This window comes from Marinomonas ostreistagni (assembly GCF_016461785.1).
GTDB lineage: Bacteria > Pseudomonadota > Gammaproteobacteria > Pseudomonadales > Marinomonadaceae > Marinomonas > Marinomonas ostreistagni_A.
Window position 1 is genome coordinate 106,823 of sequence record NZ_JAEMUH010000015.1, and the last position, 13,664, is coordinate 120,486.

Here is a 13,664-nt window from a genome sequence, read left to right on the forward strand (position 1 = left end):
GGAATAGTGAAGGAGAAGGGAAGCCATCCATGCTTCGCTTCTCCTGATATTAGTCATCCTTCAAGGCATTCGTGCGATGCCGCTTAGGATGTTAATGCTGAAGAATCTGCGCGAGGAAGTTTTTCGCGCGATCGCTTTTAGGAGAATTAAAGAAAGTCTCGGGAGGGCAATCTTCAATGATCTGTCCGCCATCTAAGAACAGCACTCTTTCAGCGACTTGACGAGCAAAGCCCATTTCATGGGTGACACATAACATCGTCATGCCTGTGTCAGCCAGTTTAACAAGCACGTCTAGCACCTCGGCGACCATTTCTGGGTCAAGCGCGGATGTTGGTTCATCAAACAGCATAATCTTAGGTTTCATGCACAGCGCACGAGCAATGGCGACACGTTGCTGCTGTCCACCAGATAATTGAATCGGGTATTTATTGGCCTGACTTTCAATGCCTACTTTCTTTAAATAATGGCGGGCGAGCTCTTCCGCTTCCTTTCGACTTACGCCTTTGACACTCATAGGCGCCAGTGTGCAGTTGTCCAATACGGACATGTGCGGAAACAAGTTGAAGTGCTGAAACACCATGCCAATTTCTCTTCTGACATTATCAGCGGCCTTTGACGACAGGGCTAAATCTGTGTCATGAACAAAAATATGACCGCCCTGGGCAACTTCTAGTTGGTTGATGCAACGGATTAGGGTGGATTTACCTGAGCCAGAGGGGCCACACAAGACGATGCGCTCACCTTCCTTAACTTGTAAATCGATGTTTTTCAGAACCTGATAGTCGCCATAGGATTTGTTAAGTCCAGAGATATTAATGGCAACATTTCGAGAATCGTTGATGGATATTTGGCTTTGATGAGTTGAGGCATTAGATGTATTCATAAGGCTTCCTAATATTTGAATCGAGTTGCACTGTAGGGCGTTGGAGAGGTAAAAGGGACATCGCCCGCGATCATTTCGGATAATAAACGTCCGCAGACAGGGCCTAGGGTTAAGCCATGATGGGCATGGCCAAAGTTGAACCACAAACCTTTGTGGTTGGGAGCTGGGCCGATGATGGGCTTCATGTCCGGAAAGCAGGGGCGTAGCCCTAACCAAGGCTCCACGTCGACTGGCTCGCCAAGGGGGAACAAAGAGCGCGCAATTTTCTCGCAGCGCTCTAGCTGAATGGCGTTCACTGCTTCCTCTGAGTTCGCCAGTTCGACCCCTGTGGTGAGACGAATGCCCATATCCATTTGCGATAAAACAAAGCCACCCTTGGTATCACACACAGGATGTTCCAAATTAACATTGTCCAACTTGCGATAATGCTGGTGATAGCCGCGTTTGATACCCATTGGGAAACGATAGCCGAGTGGGTTGTACACATCGGGCGACTGAGGTCCCAGCGCCACCACCACTTCCGGAGCCGTGATGATTCCGTTATGAGAGTCGACCTGCCATTGATCTGAGGTTTGTTTTAGGGTTCTGGCATCGCCATGCAGAACCTGACCGCCTCGTTGTTTGAACAGAGCGCAATAGCCTTCCACCAAAGCACCAGGATTGCTGACGGTTTTGGGATCCAGCCAGTGAATACCCCCGACTACTTTATAGCTGAGATGGGGTTCACGTTCACGCAGTGATGGCCCGTCTAAGAGATCGAATGCGAGCCCATATTTGGTCAGTGCCAAGGCATCTTCTTTGGCTTTAGAAAAGGCTTTATCTGAACGAAAAATTTCAATCCAGCCTTGGTCTTTGACAAAACGCTCTAACTTTGCCGCGTCGATAAACTGATCATGTTCTGCCACACAACGTTCTATAAGCGGTAGCATGGCGGCCGCGGCGTTATCGAGTGCCGCAGGCGCAGAGTGGTTCCAGTAGCTTAATAACCATGGGGCCGCTTTGGGTAAAAAAGATAAGCTGTATCTGACGTCTGCTTGTCGATTCAGGCCATAACGTAACAAAGACCTGAACTCCCTTGGAAATGAGTAGGGAATGACGCTAGAACGCTCGATTAGACCGGCATTGCCATAACTGGTCCCTTTACCAGGACTGGCTTTATCGATTAGCGCCACTCGGTAGCCCTTGGCCTGCAAATGAAGCGCACTGCTGACGCCAATGATGCCCGCTCCAAGTACGATGATTTGAAATTGCATGCAGCCGTATTCCTTATAAAAGTATTAATGCATATGACGGCCAAGTCGGCCTTCAAAATAAACGATGCTTCGACGTACCAGCTCCACAACCACTAGGTATAAAACAGCGGCCCATAAGTAGATTTCAAAATCGAAGGTTCTAGAGAACGCTTGTTTAGATACTCCCATTAGGTCGTAAATGGTGACGAGAGAGGAAATGGCGCTGGCTTTAATCATAAGAATCAGCTCATTTCCAAGCGGCCCGATGGCCACAACAAGTGACTGCGGTAAGACAATCTTTAAAAAGGTCGTTGAGCGTTTTAGGGAGAGAGCATGAGCTGCTTCATATTGCCCTTTGGGAATGGAAAGTAGGCTGCCTCTGAAAATTTCTGCTTGATAAGCGGCCGTGTTCAACGTGAAGGCTAATAAAGAGCAATACCATGCATCTCTAAAGAACCACCAAAGTCCAACGTCTTGCCAAAACTCCATAAACGCACCAAGGCCGTAATAGAGCATGAAGAGCTGAGCGAGCAGAGGAGAGCCACGAAAGAAATAAATGTAGCCCTTACTAAAACGTCGAATAAACATATTTTGGGAAAGTTGAGCCGTCGCAAGGATTAAGCCTAAGACAGCGCCTAAACTGAAGGAGATAACCACTAACTTTCCAGTGACGATAAGGCCGTTAAATAGCTTTTCACCATAAATATTAAATAGGTCGATATTAATAAATAAACCTAAAATAGATTCGTAGTTCATTATTTAATACTCCGTAAATGCTTGCTGTAATGGGTCTCCATAAATGTAAAGATTCGACCGGATAGGGCGGAGAAAAGTAAATAAATTAGACAGGCGACGGTATAAAAGAACATGGGTTCTTTGGTAATACTCACCGCAAGACTGGTTTGTCGCATCAAATCAATCAGCGAGATGGTAGAAACAAGAGAGGTGTCTTTTAAAAGAGACAGCCAGTTATTAGAGAGCCCCGGAATGGCGATTCGGATCAGCTGAGGTAAAATTATTTTAAAAAACGTGGTGGGTTTACTGATTCCCAAGGCAAACGCGGCTTCATATTGTCCTTTTGGGAGTGTCTTAAAGGCACCCAGCCACACTTCGCTAGAAAACGCAGCAAATACAAAGCTAAAGGCAATCATCGCGGCGACAAAAGTGTGAATGATAAATTCGCCACTGTAACCGAGGGATTCCATGATGTTTTGAATGAGAATTTGGCAACCATAATAGATAATTAACAGCGTTAATAACTCTGGTAGTCCCCTAAACACCGTTGAAAAAAGGGCCGCAAACGTTTTCGCGAGTTTATTCTTAGAACGAGCGTTAATAGCGATCCACATGCCTAGGGGGAGGCCAATCGGTAAACAAGCAAGTGATAGGGAGAGGGTGATCAGTGCACCTTTGAGCAAGGCGCTGCCCCACCCGTCATCCGAAAATGACAGTAACGATAAGTATTCCATCGGTGTCTCTCTTTATATGAAGGAGAGATAGCCCCTTCTCAGTGGCAGGCTATCTCACAGTGCCATAGGATAAGTTGTGACTAGGCTTAATAGATGTTCGTACCGAAATAACGGTTAGAGATCTCTAGATAAGTGCCATCAGCAACGATGGCGTCGATGGCCTGATTGAAGCGTTCTCTCAGCTGGTCGTCTTCTTTTCTTACCGCAATGGCCGCTTCTGCATTTGTACCTTCGAAGTCGCCGACATATTCACAACATCCGTCACCATGATTATTAACCCACTCCATTAATGGGATCATATCGGCAATCACTGCGTCTAAGCGCCCGTTGGCTAAGTCCGCATTGGCTTCATCTTGAGTTGGGTAGAGTTTGACCGTAGCGCCTTTTGCGGCCAGTACGTCTTCAGCATAAAACGCTTGTGTGGAAGCAGATTGAGCACCAATAACAAGGCCACTTGCATCGAAGTTATCCATGGTGGTGTTGCTGCCTTTCTTAACGGCTAGAGACAGAGGCGTGTTGTAGTAGTGATTGGTAAAAGAAACCTTCAGTCTTCTTTCGGGAGTATTGATCATGGATGCGACGACCGCATCGTATTTCTTGGCAATTAACCCTGGAATAATGCCATCCCAATCTTGTGCGACGATGGTGCATTCGGCGTTCATTTTTGCACATAAAGCATTGGTGATCTCTACATCAAAACCATGAAGATTATTGTTCGAATCCACATAGTTAAATGGAGGATAAGCCCCTTCGGTGGCAATTTTAATGGTGTCAGCATGCAGTGATGGGGTAATGCTGATTGAACCCATTAGAAGAGCGCTTAGAATTGTTTTTTTCATTGATTTGTTCCTTTTGTTTTACGATTATTTTTTATTGGATTTGGACGTATATCCAACAAACTCATTATGTAGAGAAGCCGTCGCTTCAAGTCGTTTTTCAACATCAGGCCCCAGTTTCTTACAGACCTCGTTGACCATTAGGTGAACCCAAGACAGCATTGACGCCGTGGATTCCCAAAATAAGTTAAACCCTGTGGGGATGCGGAAAACTTCATCGGCATTGCCCGCTGCCCAGTCACAATAAGTGTCTGTCACTAAGGTGGTTGGGATGCCGAGCTCTTTAGCTTTGGCGCACAATGCCAAAGCATGTTTTGAATATCGACGGGCTTCAAAAACGATCAATGCGGTTTCTTCTGGACGGCTGAGCAACACGTCGCTGAAGTGGCCAGCAGCACCATCGACAAGGTGAACGCCTGGGCGAATGTATTGCAAAAGGTGAGTCATACAGACCGCCACACCGCGCTCCGTTTGAAACCCTGCGATGAATACTTGTGGTGTATCTGCGAGTCTTTGCGCAACTTGGTGCCAATCATTCGTCACCGCGTACTCGTATACCCGCATCAAAGATGAAACTTCTAACTCCAAGCTTCGCGATAAGCCATTTGGACCATCCCCATGGGATTGTCGAAACTCTTGTAAGCGGTCGCCAACCAGCCAAGGTTCATCCCCAAGAATTTTCTTTAAATCATGCTTCAAGTCTTTTAAGTGGTGATAGCCTAATGAGCGGCAGAAGCGACCAACGCTGGATTCACTGAGGTCTAATTTCTGAGCAATACTGGCTGCTGTTTGAAAGGGTAGGTCTTGAAGATTAGAAAGCATGTACGTCGCAATCACGCGACCTGACGCCGAAGCGGTTTCTAAACTTTGTTCCAAACGTTGTATCAATGTCTGACTCATGACGGCCTCACTTTTTGCTTAATTTGAATTTAATTTCTTTCTGTCATTGCTTCAATAGTGACAGAAAACTGTCAAAAATGAATTTTTAAAATCCTAAATAATTGATTTATAAAGGTATTAATTTTTAACTGAAAGTGGAGGTCGCTTATAGAAAAGCGATAGGATCGGTATACTCAAAAATTAATAGCTAACAATGCAGCCAGGTGTATTCATCTAGCAGAAATGAGTGATTAGATAAGTAATGAGAGTTAACCTCGCCTGCTAAAGGGCATAGTTAGGGCGATTATTTGAGTTGACTATATAGGATAAACATACCGTTACCCTTCTAATGGTCGCTTGAGGGTATAAAAACCTAATCGTAAAGCTGCCATTTGTTCATCAACTAAATCTAGGGAAACCAAAGCGAGTTCATAGGCGGCTTGAGCGGCCCCCAGCAAGGGGGCATATTCGGGCACTTCACTCTGTAACACCGATAGTTGGTCAAGCTGGGCTTGTAGCTCAATGGTTAATGGCTGCATAAAGGCTTCTAGTGCCGACAATTCCCCCCCTAGAATTATCGTCTCTGGAGCACAAACTTCACTGGTTGAGCGCAGCGCTTTAACAATGTCCGCGAGGTCACTTTGATGAACTTGCTCGGGCTGGTTTTTTGTCAATTCGTAAAAGGCTTCAGTGTAGACACTTTCGAGCAAATTCTGATCGTTGTGAAGGGTTAGATAGCCGATCTCACCGGCCATACCGTTGTGGCCACGTATCAATGTTTGATCAAAATACAAACCACAGCCGATGCCTCGGCCTAAAAAGACGTAGAGAAAGTTATTTAACCCGGTCGTTTGTTGCTCGTGTAATGTCGCCCAATTCACATCGTTATCGATGGTTAATGAACATTGAAATTCTGATGTCAGCAGCTCAATAAAATCAATATGTTGCGCAGTAGGAAAAGGCGAGTGGGGCATTGGTACAACACGGCCGGAACGAGGATGTACAGGGTCAGCAATGGACAGCCCGATCGCTAGCAACGATAAACCTGTTTGTTCAATTGTGGAGTGAATGAAGTCGACTAAGTCATCAGAAAACTGTGCCACGGACCGTCCTTTAGGAAAGGCTTTGCTCTCAAGCAAGCGAATATTGCCTTGTAAGTCTTTTGCACAGATTTGGCTGCGGTTTTCCTCTAGAACGATGGCAATGGAAATGCCTTGATCTTTATTGACCTCATAAAGAACAGCGGGACGTTTTGAGGTCTGTGTATCTTTCACAGCACATTCAGTAATCAATTCTCGAGCTAATAGACGCTGGGCCGATTCAGAAATGGTGGGTTTCGAGATGCCTGTTTGTGTGGCTATCGCCGCTCTAGATAAAACCCTGTGTTCACGCAAACATGCCACAAATGCACGATCCGTATTGACCGCCAGACTACTGGGTTTATGGGCTGAGTGTTTTGGCACAGAGGACTTCCTTTTGACAAATGGCTTTACAACAACAGGTTCTGAGATTAATCTGAATTAACAAGTTAGGAAACTTTACTTATTTAATTTGGAGTGCCATATGACAACAATAAAAAAGACCTTGTCGCCTCATTTACCTGACGATATCGCTCATTCCGTCATTGAGATGAAAGCACAATGGCGTGCATCGATCGGTGATGTGCCTGCACTGATGGCGCAGATTGTTTCGGCGTTAGAAAAAGACATACAAGATATCGAAGCCACACAAGAGACGGGCAAAAGTGCTTGGCCTGAAGTGTCTTATCATGACATCGCTAATGGAGTTGTCCCAGCTGATACGATGACGTTGATTAAGCGCCGTGGCTGTGTGGTGGTCAGGGAACACTTTCCTTCAGAGCAAGCAAAGCAATGGGATAGGGAGCTGGTGGAATATGTGGAACGTAACGACTTTGACAACCAGTACCGCGGCCCAGGGGACGATTTCTTTGGCACGTTAAGCGCATCACGACCTGAAATTTTTCCTCTCTATTGGTCAAAACCACAGATGGAAGCGCGTCAAAGCGAGCGGATGCATCATGTGCAGTGCTTTCTCAACAGCTTTTGGAAAGTAGAGTCCGAAGGCAAACAGTGGTTTGATCCAAACATCAATTACATTTACCCCGATCGAGTGCGCCGACGCCCACCGGGTACGAGCTCGAATGGCTTAGGTCCTCATACAGACTCTGGAGCATTGGAGCGATGGTTATTACCCGCCTATCAGAAAGTCTTTCGTCATATCTTGAGTGGCGATTTCCAGCATTATGATCCTTGGGATGCTGCATATCGTCCTGATGTGGATGAATATGTGGGAGGCACGACCAAATGCTCGGCGTTTAGAACCTTTCAAGGTTGGACGGCGCTGTGCGATATAAAACGTGATCAAGGAGTATTGTTCACGATTCCTTTGCCAGCGGCCATGGCCTACCTATTGATTCGCCCTTTGCTTGATGATGTTGCTGACGAGGCGCTGTGTGGCGTGTCACCTCGTAAAGTCCTACCGATTGATGAACAATGGCACAGTCTATTATTAAGGGCCAAAGCCTTGATTCCAGATCTTAACGCAGGAGACTCTGTATGGTGGCACTGTGATTTGATTCATGGTGTGGACCCCGTCGAAAATCAACAAGGATGGGGCAATGTGATGTACATTCCGGCGGCACCTGGGTGTGAGAAAAACCTCCAGTATGCCAAACAGTGTGCTGAGGCTTTCAAAGCCGGTCGTTCACCGGATGACTTCCCTGAAGAGCATTATGAAGCCTCGTGGCAGGATCGCTTCCAGTGGGAGGATTTAACAAAACTTGGTAAACAGAATTTTGCCGCGGATTAGCGAACCATCATTTTTGAATTTCTTTATATTTCATTCGGCTTTTGAGTACCCGTGTATATCTTTATAGGAGGTTCTCTTTGCCTTGTAAAAGCCGATCGTATGATCCTTTAACAGCAACTTTAGTTATAAATCTTTTATGTGGGTTTTAATAACAATAGGTTATGTTATTTTTAATAAACCTATTTTATCTATAATAAAATCAATAGGTTATTGAGGGCATATTAGCTTACAAGGTCAATTCGATAGATCTTTAAGTTTGTTGGGCTATTTTGCTATGTTGTATTTTGGATACATAAGGTGTAAACAAAACGTTTGTTTCTACCTTGATAAGAAGAACAGAATGGACTTTATCGAAAACATCCAAAACTCCGGCAGGCTTGCCATTGACCTTGTTTTATATTTGATGCTTCCCATTACCGTTGTGATGGGGGGACTAATGAAGGTGATCGAAAACAAAGGGATATTGGCTTGGTTATCTGTCAAACTGTCCGCTGTTACTCATACTTTTGGGGCATCTGGCCTGAGTGTGATCGCATCCACCAAAATGCTATTTGTGAGCTCTGTCGCGCCTTTTCCAACGTTGGCAAAAATTGATTTGATGGAACAAGATCAGCGCAAGTTGGCTGCTTCCATGGCATTAGTCCTGACTTTAACCCAAGGCAACATTTCCTTTCCTATGATTGCTTACGGCGTCAATATTTGGGTGCTATTGGCCTCTTCAATTATCGGTGGCATCCTCGCTTCGGCCTTTACCTACTATGTTTTAATGCGTAATCAATCCGCCTACGCAAACGGCACAGAAGCCATCGAAGAAGGCCCTAAAGTTAAAAAAACCATCGTACAATCTCTGTCTGATGGGGGTATGGAGGGTATGAAAATTGCCATCAACATGCTCCCAATGTTGATCATCACGATTTTTATTTTAACTATTCTAAAAGATCTGCATGTTATCGATGTGCTAACAAAGTGGTTGGAGCCGATCTTTAGTTCGCTAGGTTTGCCAGGCGCTGCGGTGCTGCCAATTATTACCAAATACATTGCAGGCGGCACGGCTTATTTAGGGGTGATCATTGATCAGGTGGAGCAAGGCGCACTGACGGCACGGGATCTGAATATCATTGTTGGTTTAGCCAGTAACCCTGTGGATTTAGTAGGTTTAGCGTTATTTTCAGCCATCGGTCCTCGTATCGGTAAAATCTTCCGTTATGCGTTGATGGGCGCGTTGTTTGGGCTGTTGCTTCGCGCTGTGATCCACATCGTTTGGTTTTACTAGTCATGCCTCCATTAGGGCACAATTCTTTTTGCCTCAAACCAAGTGAGAGCGTCGTCCCACATAGGGGAGGCGTGTTCTCTAAAGTATCCCATATGACCGACTTTGCCTTGGTAGTTTTTGGGATCTAAGTCTTCTCGCTCAATGGTGGCATTGGTATAGGCTTGTAGAAAAGCATCCCTCGATGCAGGCATGGCCCATAAATCATCGAGCGCATTGACAGCATAGATCGGCGTTGTAACCGCAGCATAGCTTTGTTCAATCCCTTGCATAGCTGGGTCGTCGAAAAAATAGCGTGGAAATTGGCACCAATGACGCCACTGACGAAATACATCGAGTGGCAGGTCTTCCCCCAGTCCAAGCATCTTCCAAGGACAATAACCTTTCCAAAGAGTGAGTGCTGGTAGCAACGTTCGCCACATAATTTGAACTTTCAGTCGCTCTAACTTTGGCATGTATCCATGCCAGCCAGCGCTGGTACCAAATACATAGAAGCCGTTGATTAGGTCATGATTTGGCAATAAACCAAGAGCGTGTCCGCCATATGAGTGTCCCACTAAAAACAAAGGGACATCTTCTGAATGCATATACGACACGGCCGCTGCCAGATCTTTTTGCCCCCAGTCGAGCAAACTCATTCGAAACCCCTTTAACTGTTCTGGGCGTGAAAGGCCAATGCCACGGTAGTCAAAGGTTAACGTCTCATAACCTTGATCAGCGCAATATTGAGCGAAGCGTCGATAGAAACCTTGTGGGACTGCGGTGGCCCCCGCGACAATCAACTTCGCTTTAACGGGCTTTTTGGCAGGAAATATAAAACCTTGGAGCGTGTAACCATCCTCTGTTATGAGGCTAATAGATTGATTTGTTGCCGACATAGGTCCCTCGTTTCGTTGCTAAATTGAACGATTATAACGACTGTTATAGAAATGTAGCTTATAACGACTGTTATAAAAAGAGGGTGTGACAAATTTTTTATGATAAGAAATGACTTAATGCTGGGATATGGCTTGGCGCATTAGCTCGTCTAACAGCTGTTCGATTTCATCTAATGGTTGCAAGCTACGGTGGGCGCGGCATAAGGCGACAGAGCCTTCAACAGAAGCAACGGCCAGTGTTGCAATGCTATTCGCTTGAGCTTTTTCAGCCCCATGTTTGATGAGCGACTTAGCGAGTAGAGAGCGCCATTTGGAAAAGACTTCTGAGGCCGCTTCTAAAGTAGCTAAACCGACTTCGTCTGTTGGCTCTTCTGTTGCCACAGCAAGAACTGGGCAGCCTGCTTGGAAATGACTTTGCTTTACTCGTGAACGCCAAAGATCAAGAAAACTGTGTAATCCAGCAATCGGTCCAGCTTCCAATGCCTGTTGAAGTAAATGCGCGACATTATCACCAGCGTATTGAATCGCCTCAACCGCCACTTGCTGTTTACCGCCAGGAAAGTAGTGATAGGTAGAACCTAAAGGCACCTTCGCATACTTAGCGAGTTCACGAATACTGGTCGCATCAAGTCCTCGGCGGCTGATCATATCTGCAGCGGAGGAGACTAAACGTTGGCGTGTTTCTGGCTTATTGTTGCTCATTGGCGAGTCTCTAAAACAAACTGATTAAAGCCTACCAGAAATCTAATTAAAGATCTTTTAGGTTGGCTATTAAACGAATCTGGAGTCAGCTTTATCATGGATAAAGCTGACGAGCTCTTTAGAAAGGCAGCGATAATTTTGCTGTTCGCCCACCATCGACTACAAGTACTTGCCCTGTAATAAAGGCGGAGTCTTCTGAGGCTAGAAAGACGACGGTTGAACCGATGTCCGATGGTTCGCCTGTTCGTCCAATCGGGTGAAGGTTTAACAGGTCTTTCTTCGCTTGCGTAGGGTTTTCTTGGGCGTCGATGTAGTCGTTACTTAAGTCAGAGTTGATCCAACCTGGCGCTATCGCATTACAACGGATGTTTTCTTTGCCGAGGTCAATAGCAAGGGCTCGGGTAAAGCCGTGTACACCTGCCTTGGAACCGCAGTAGGCTGAGTGCCATGGATTCGCTCCAATTCCTTCGATTGAGCCAATGTTTACGATGCTACCGCCGCCGCGTTGGCGCATTGATTTTAACATTGCTTTTGCCAAGAACACTGGAGCTCGCATGTTAACAGCCATCATGTCGTCCCATTCTTGCTCGCTCATGTCATCAAGTGAGCGCTCAAACATAAAACCAGCGTTATTCACTAAGATGTCCACGCCTCCAAATATTTCTTCAGCGCTTTGTGCAATGAGATAGGGGGCTTTTACATCTGTTAAATCTGCGCTCACAAAGGCGATATTCGGGTTTTCTGATAATGCTTCGTCTAAAGGCTGGCGTTGGGCGATGACTACTTTCGCTCCTTGATTAAGGAGTTGTTCCGTTATTCCGCGACCGATGCCACGACCACCACCTGTTACCACCGCAATTTTATCTTTTAATCGCATTGTATTATCTCCTACCACTTAACCTGAAACTGGTTTTGCACCAGTTACTTCTACGCATTCGCCAGCAATGTAACGTGCTTGATCAGATGCCAAGAAGGCGATGACATCCGCGATGTCTTCAGGCTCAGCAATGCGGCCAATTGGGACAGTCTTGTTGAGAGCTTCGATGGCTTTTTCTGGATCAAGTCCTCTACGTTCGAAACCAGTTCGAATCATTGGAGTATTGATTTCATGAGGGCATACGGCATTCACGCGAATACCCAGTGGCGCACAGTCACGCCCCAGGTTTTTGGTCAAAGCCGCCACGGCACCTTTACTTGTGCAGTAGGCTACGTGGTTGGGGCCAGGGTAGGTTCCCCAAACAGAAGAGGTATTCACGATTGCACCGCCACTTTTTTTCATGTGAGGGATTGCTGCACGGCAAAGAAAAAACACGGCATTTAGGTTTACATTCATTGCGCTAAACCACATGTCATCAGTTGTTTCTTCAATGGTCCCGCGAGGGATGATTCCTGCGTTGTTCAGTAGAATATCAATACCGCCAAACTGCTCTACGCAAGTTTTGATAACGGCTTCGCAATACTCTTTTTCGCTCAGGTCGTCCGCAACGACTGATACTTTTGCTCCCAATTCCTCTGCTGCTTTCGCGACACTTACGCAGCCTTCTTCGTTACGGTCGGAAATGACTATTTTGGCGCCTTCTTTAGCAAATAATTCAACCAGTGTTTTACCTACACCGCCCGCTGCACCCGTGATGACGACTGCTTTATCTTTGAATCGCATTTTAAATTTCCTTGTGAATGTTTGTTATTGAGCCACGGCATAGTCACGTAACAAGAAGAGATCTACAAACGAGTATTTTTTGCGATTCAGTTAACTTATAGTTAAGTGATAGTGCTTGCTAAGTCTAAGGGGAGTGCATGCAGCGTTTACCGTTACCACCATTAAATGCTTTGAAAACGTTTGAAGCAGCAGCGAGACATAAAAGTTTTAAACACGCCGCAGAAGAGCTGTGCGTAACTCAAGCTGCGGTGAGCAAACAAATTCAAATGCTTGAAGAGTACTTTGGCTTCAAATTATTCAATCGTAATAACCGCTGTGTTGTTTTATCGAAAGAAGGGGAAGTGCTTTTCAAAACGGCACATACTGCATTCACTCAAGTTGCTGAATGTTCGCAGACCTTACTTCGCCAGCATGAGCCAAATCATGTATCACTTTTTACAACCACGTCCTTTGCTCAGTTATGGTTTATGCCTAGATTTCGGGCATTTAACTTAGAGTTTCCTGATGTGCAATTGCATTTAATAAGTGGTGATGAAAGCCCTAATTATGCCGAGGGATTTGAGACAGCTATCACTTTGGGTTGGCAAGAACATCCAGATTACATAGCAATACCACTATTCTCCGAAGAGATATTTCCTATTTGCACACCAGAGTTTTTGGCGAAACACCCGAATTTAAAAGAACCAAAAGATTTGCTATCAGTTCCTCTATTGAATTTAAGTGCTTCCTATTGGAAAGCACGTCTCTGGACGCCAATGGATTGGCAAGCTTGGTTTAGTCTTTATGGCATTGCAGAAGATAAGAAGCGCTCTGATATTCAATTTAGCCAGTTTTCGATGCTTCTTGACGCCGTCCATCAAGGTGCTGGGGTTGGTTTAGGTTGGAAACATTTAGTTCAGAACAGCTTAGACGAAGGGCGCTTGATAAAATTATTTAAAGAACCTTATTTTGCAGAAGACAGGGTTCACTACTTTGTTTGCCATCGATCTCTATCAGACTCTCAAAATGTTGCTAAGTTAAAAAAAT

The 13,664-nt window shown here is 45.5% G+C and carries 14 protein-coding genes; 3 read left to right on the forward strand and 11 right to left on the reverse strand.

What is annotated here, in order from left to right:
• Nucleotides 1-91: 91 nt before the first annotated feature.
• The 7 genes from JHD44_RS15420 to JHD44_RS15450 all read right to left on the reverse strand — a co-directional run bounded on the left by JHD44_RS15420 (nt 92) and on the right by JHD44_RS15450 (nt 6,762).
• Complete coding sequence (locus tag JHD44_RS15420) at nt 92-883, reverse strand: amino acid ABC transporter ATP-binding protein (protein ID WP_199463656.1); 792 nt, start codon at nt 881-883, stop codon at nt 92-94.
• A gap of 8 nt (nt 884-891) precedes the next feature.
• Complete coding sequence (locus tag JHD44_RS15425; RefSeq protein ID WP_199463657.1) at nt 892-2,136, reverse strand: NAD(P)/FAD-dependent oxidoreductase; 1,245 nt, start codon at nt 2,134-2,136, stop codon at nt 892-894.
• A gap of 24 nt (nt 2,137-2,160) precedes the next feature.
• Complete coding sequence (locus JHD44_RS15430) at nt 2,161-2,871, reverse strand: ABC transporter permease (RefSeq protein ID WP_199463658.1); 711 nt, start codon at nt 2,869-2,871, stop codon at nt 2,161-2,163.
• A complete protein-coding gene (locus JHD44_RS15435) occupies nt 2,871-3,584 on the reverse strand; it encodes an ABC transporter permease (RefSeq protein WP_199463659.1) in 714 nt (237 codons plus the stop codon). Before JHD44_RS15435 ends, JHD44_RS15430 begins: the two co-directional genes overlap by 1 nt.
• Before the next feature lie 86 nt (nt 3,585-3,670).
• On the reverse strand, nt 3,671-4,423 hold the full coding sequence (locus tag JHD44_RS15440) for a transporter substrate-binding domain-containing protein (protein ID WP_199463660.1): 753 nt from the start codon (nt 4,421-4,423) through the stop codon (nt 3,671-3,673).
• A 24-nt stretch (nt 4,424-4,447) separates the two neighbouring features.
• Nucleotides 4,448-5,320, reverse strand: a complete 873-nt coding sequence (locus tag JHD44_RS15445) for a MurR/RpiR family transcriptional regulator (protein ID WP_199463661.1) — start codon at nt 5,318-5,320, stop codon at nt 4,448-4,450.
• Nucleotides 5,321-5,637: 317 nt separating this feature from the next.
• Nucleotides 5,638-6,762 (reverse strand): ROK family transcriptional regulator, encoded by a 1,125-nt coding sequence (locus JHD44_RS15450; RefSeq protein WP_199463662.1) that lies wholly within the window; start codon nt 6,760-6,762, stop codon nt 5,638-5,640.
• Between the two features lie 100 nt (nt 6,763-6,862).
• Between JHD44_RS15450 and JHD44_RS15455 the strand changes: the two genes are divergently transcribed.
• The gene (locus tag JHD44_RS15455) at nt 6,863-8,128 is read left to right on the forward strand and encodes a YbiU family protein (RefSeq protein WP_199463663.1); all 1,266 of its coding nucleotides are present in this window, start codon (nt 6,863-6,865) and stop codon (nt 8,126-8,128) included.
• A 340-nt stretch (nt 8,129-8,468) separates the two neighbouring features.
• Nucleotides 8,469-9,401, forward strand: coding sequence for a nucleoside recognition domain-containing protein (locus JHD44_RS15460; RefSeq protein WP_199463664.1), 933 nt, complete (start codon nt 8,469-8,471; stop codon nt 9,399-9,401).
• A gap of 11 nt (nt 9,402-9,412) precedes the next feature.
• Here the strand turns inward: JHD44_RS15460 and JHD44_RS15465 are convergent, their stop codons facing one another.
• The 4 genes from JHD44_RS15465 to JHD44_RS15480 all read right to left on the reverse strand — a co-directional run bounded on the left by JHD44_RS15465 (nt 9,413) and on the right by JHD44_RS15480 (nt 12,638).
• Nucleotides 9,413-10,276 carry an alpha/beta fold hydrolase gene (locus tag JHD44_RS15465; protein ID WP_199463665.1) on the reverse strand — a complete coding sequence of 288 codons (864 nt, stop codon included), beginning with the start codon at nt 10,274-10,276 and terminating at the stop codon, nt 9,413-9,415.
• A 114-nt stretch (nt 10,277-10,390) separates the two neighbouring features.
• Complete coding sequence (locus tag JHD44_RS15470; protein ID WP_199463666.1) at nt 10,391-10,978, reverse strand: TetR/AcrR family transcriptional regulator; 588 nt, start codon at nt 10,976-10,978, stop codon at nt 10,391-10,393.
• 118 nt (nt 10,979-11,096) lie between these two features.
• Complete coding sequence (locus JHD44_RS15475; protein WP_199463667.1) at nt 11,097-11,855, reverse strand: SDR family NAD(P)-dependent oxidoreductase; 759 nt, start codon at nt 11,853-11,855, stop codon at nt 11,097-11,099.
• Nucleotides 11,856-11,873: 18 nt separating this feature from the next.
• On the reverse strand, nt 11,874-12,638 hold the full coding sequence (locus JHD44_RS15480) for an SDR family NAD(P)-dependent oxidoreductase (RefSeq protein ID WP_199463668.1): 765 nt from the start codon (nt 12,636-12,638) through the stop codon (nt 11,874-11,876).
• Nucleotides 12,639-12,775: 137 nt separating this feature from the next.
• Here JHD44_RS15480 and JHD44_RS15485 point away from each other — a divergent pair.
• The coding region (locus JHD44_RS15485) for a LysR substrate-binding domain-containing protein (protein ID WP_199463669.1) at nt 12,776-13,664 on the forward strand (889 nt) is incomplete at its 3' end.

Excerpts from the sequence above, each read along its gene's own strand:
- JHD44_RS15420 (WP_199463656.1), bottom strand. The coding sequence starts at position 883 with ATGAATACATCTAATGCCTCAACTCATCAAAGCCAAATATCCATCAAC.
- JHD44_RS15425 (WP_199463657.1), bottom strand. The coding sequence starts at position 2,136 with ATGCAATTTCAAATCATCGTACTTGGAGCGGGCATCATTGGCGTCAGC.
- JHD44_RS15430 (WP_199463658.1), bottom strand. The coding sequence starts at position 2,871 with ATGAACTACGAATCTATTTTAGGTTTATTTATTAATATCGACCTATTT.
- JHD44_RS15435 (WP_199463659.1), bottom strand. The coding sequence starts at position 3,584 with ATGGAATACTTATCGTTACTGTCATTTTCGGATGACGGGTGGGGCAGC.
- JHD44_RS15440 (WP_199463660.1), bottom strand. The coding sequence starts at position 4,423 with ATGAAAAAAACAATTCTAAGCGCTCTTCTAATGGGTTCAATCAGCATT.
- JHD44_RS15445 (WP_199463661.1), bottom strand. The coding sequence starts at position 5,320 with ATGAGTCAGACATTGATACAACGTTTGGAACAAAGTTTAGAAACCGCT.
- JHD44_RS15455 (WP_199463663.1), top strand. The coding sequence starts at position 6,863 with ATGACAACAATAAAAAAGACCTTGTCGCCTCATTTACCTGACGATATC.
- JHD44_RS15460 (WP_199463664.1), top strand. The coding sequence starts at position 8,469 with ATGGACTTTATCGAAAACATCCAAAACTCCGGCAGGCTTGCCATTGAC.
- JHD44_RS15465 (WP_199463665.1), bottom strand. The coding sequence starts at position 10,276 with ATGTCGGCAACAAATCAATCTATTAGCCTCATAACAGAGGATGGTTAC.
- JHD44_RS15470 (WP_199463666.1), bottom strand. The coding sequence starts at position 10,978 with ATGAGCAACAATAAGCCAGAAACACGCCAACGTTTAGTCTCCTCCGCT.
- JHD44_RS15475 (WP_199463667.1), bottom strand. The coding sequence starts at position 11,855 with ATGCGATTAAAAGATAAAATTGCGGTGGTAACAGGTGGTGGTCGTGGC.
- JHD44_RS15480 (WP_199463668.1), bottom strand. The coding sequence starts at position 12,638 with ATGCGATTCAAAGATAAAGCAGTCGTCATCACGGGTGCAGCGGGCGGT.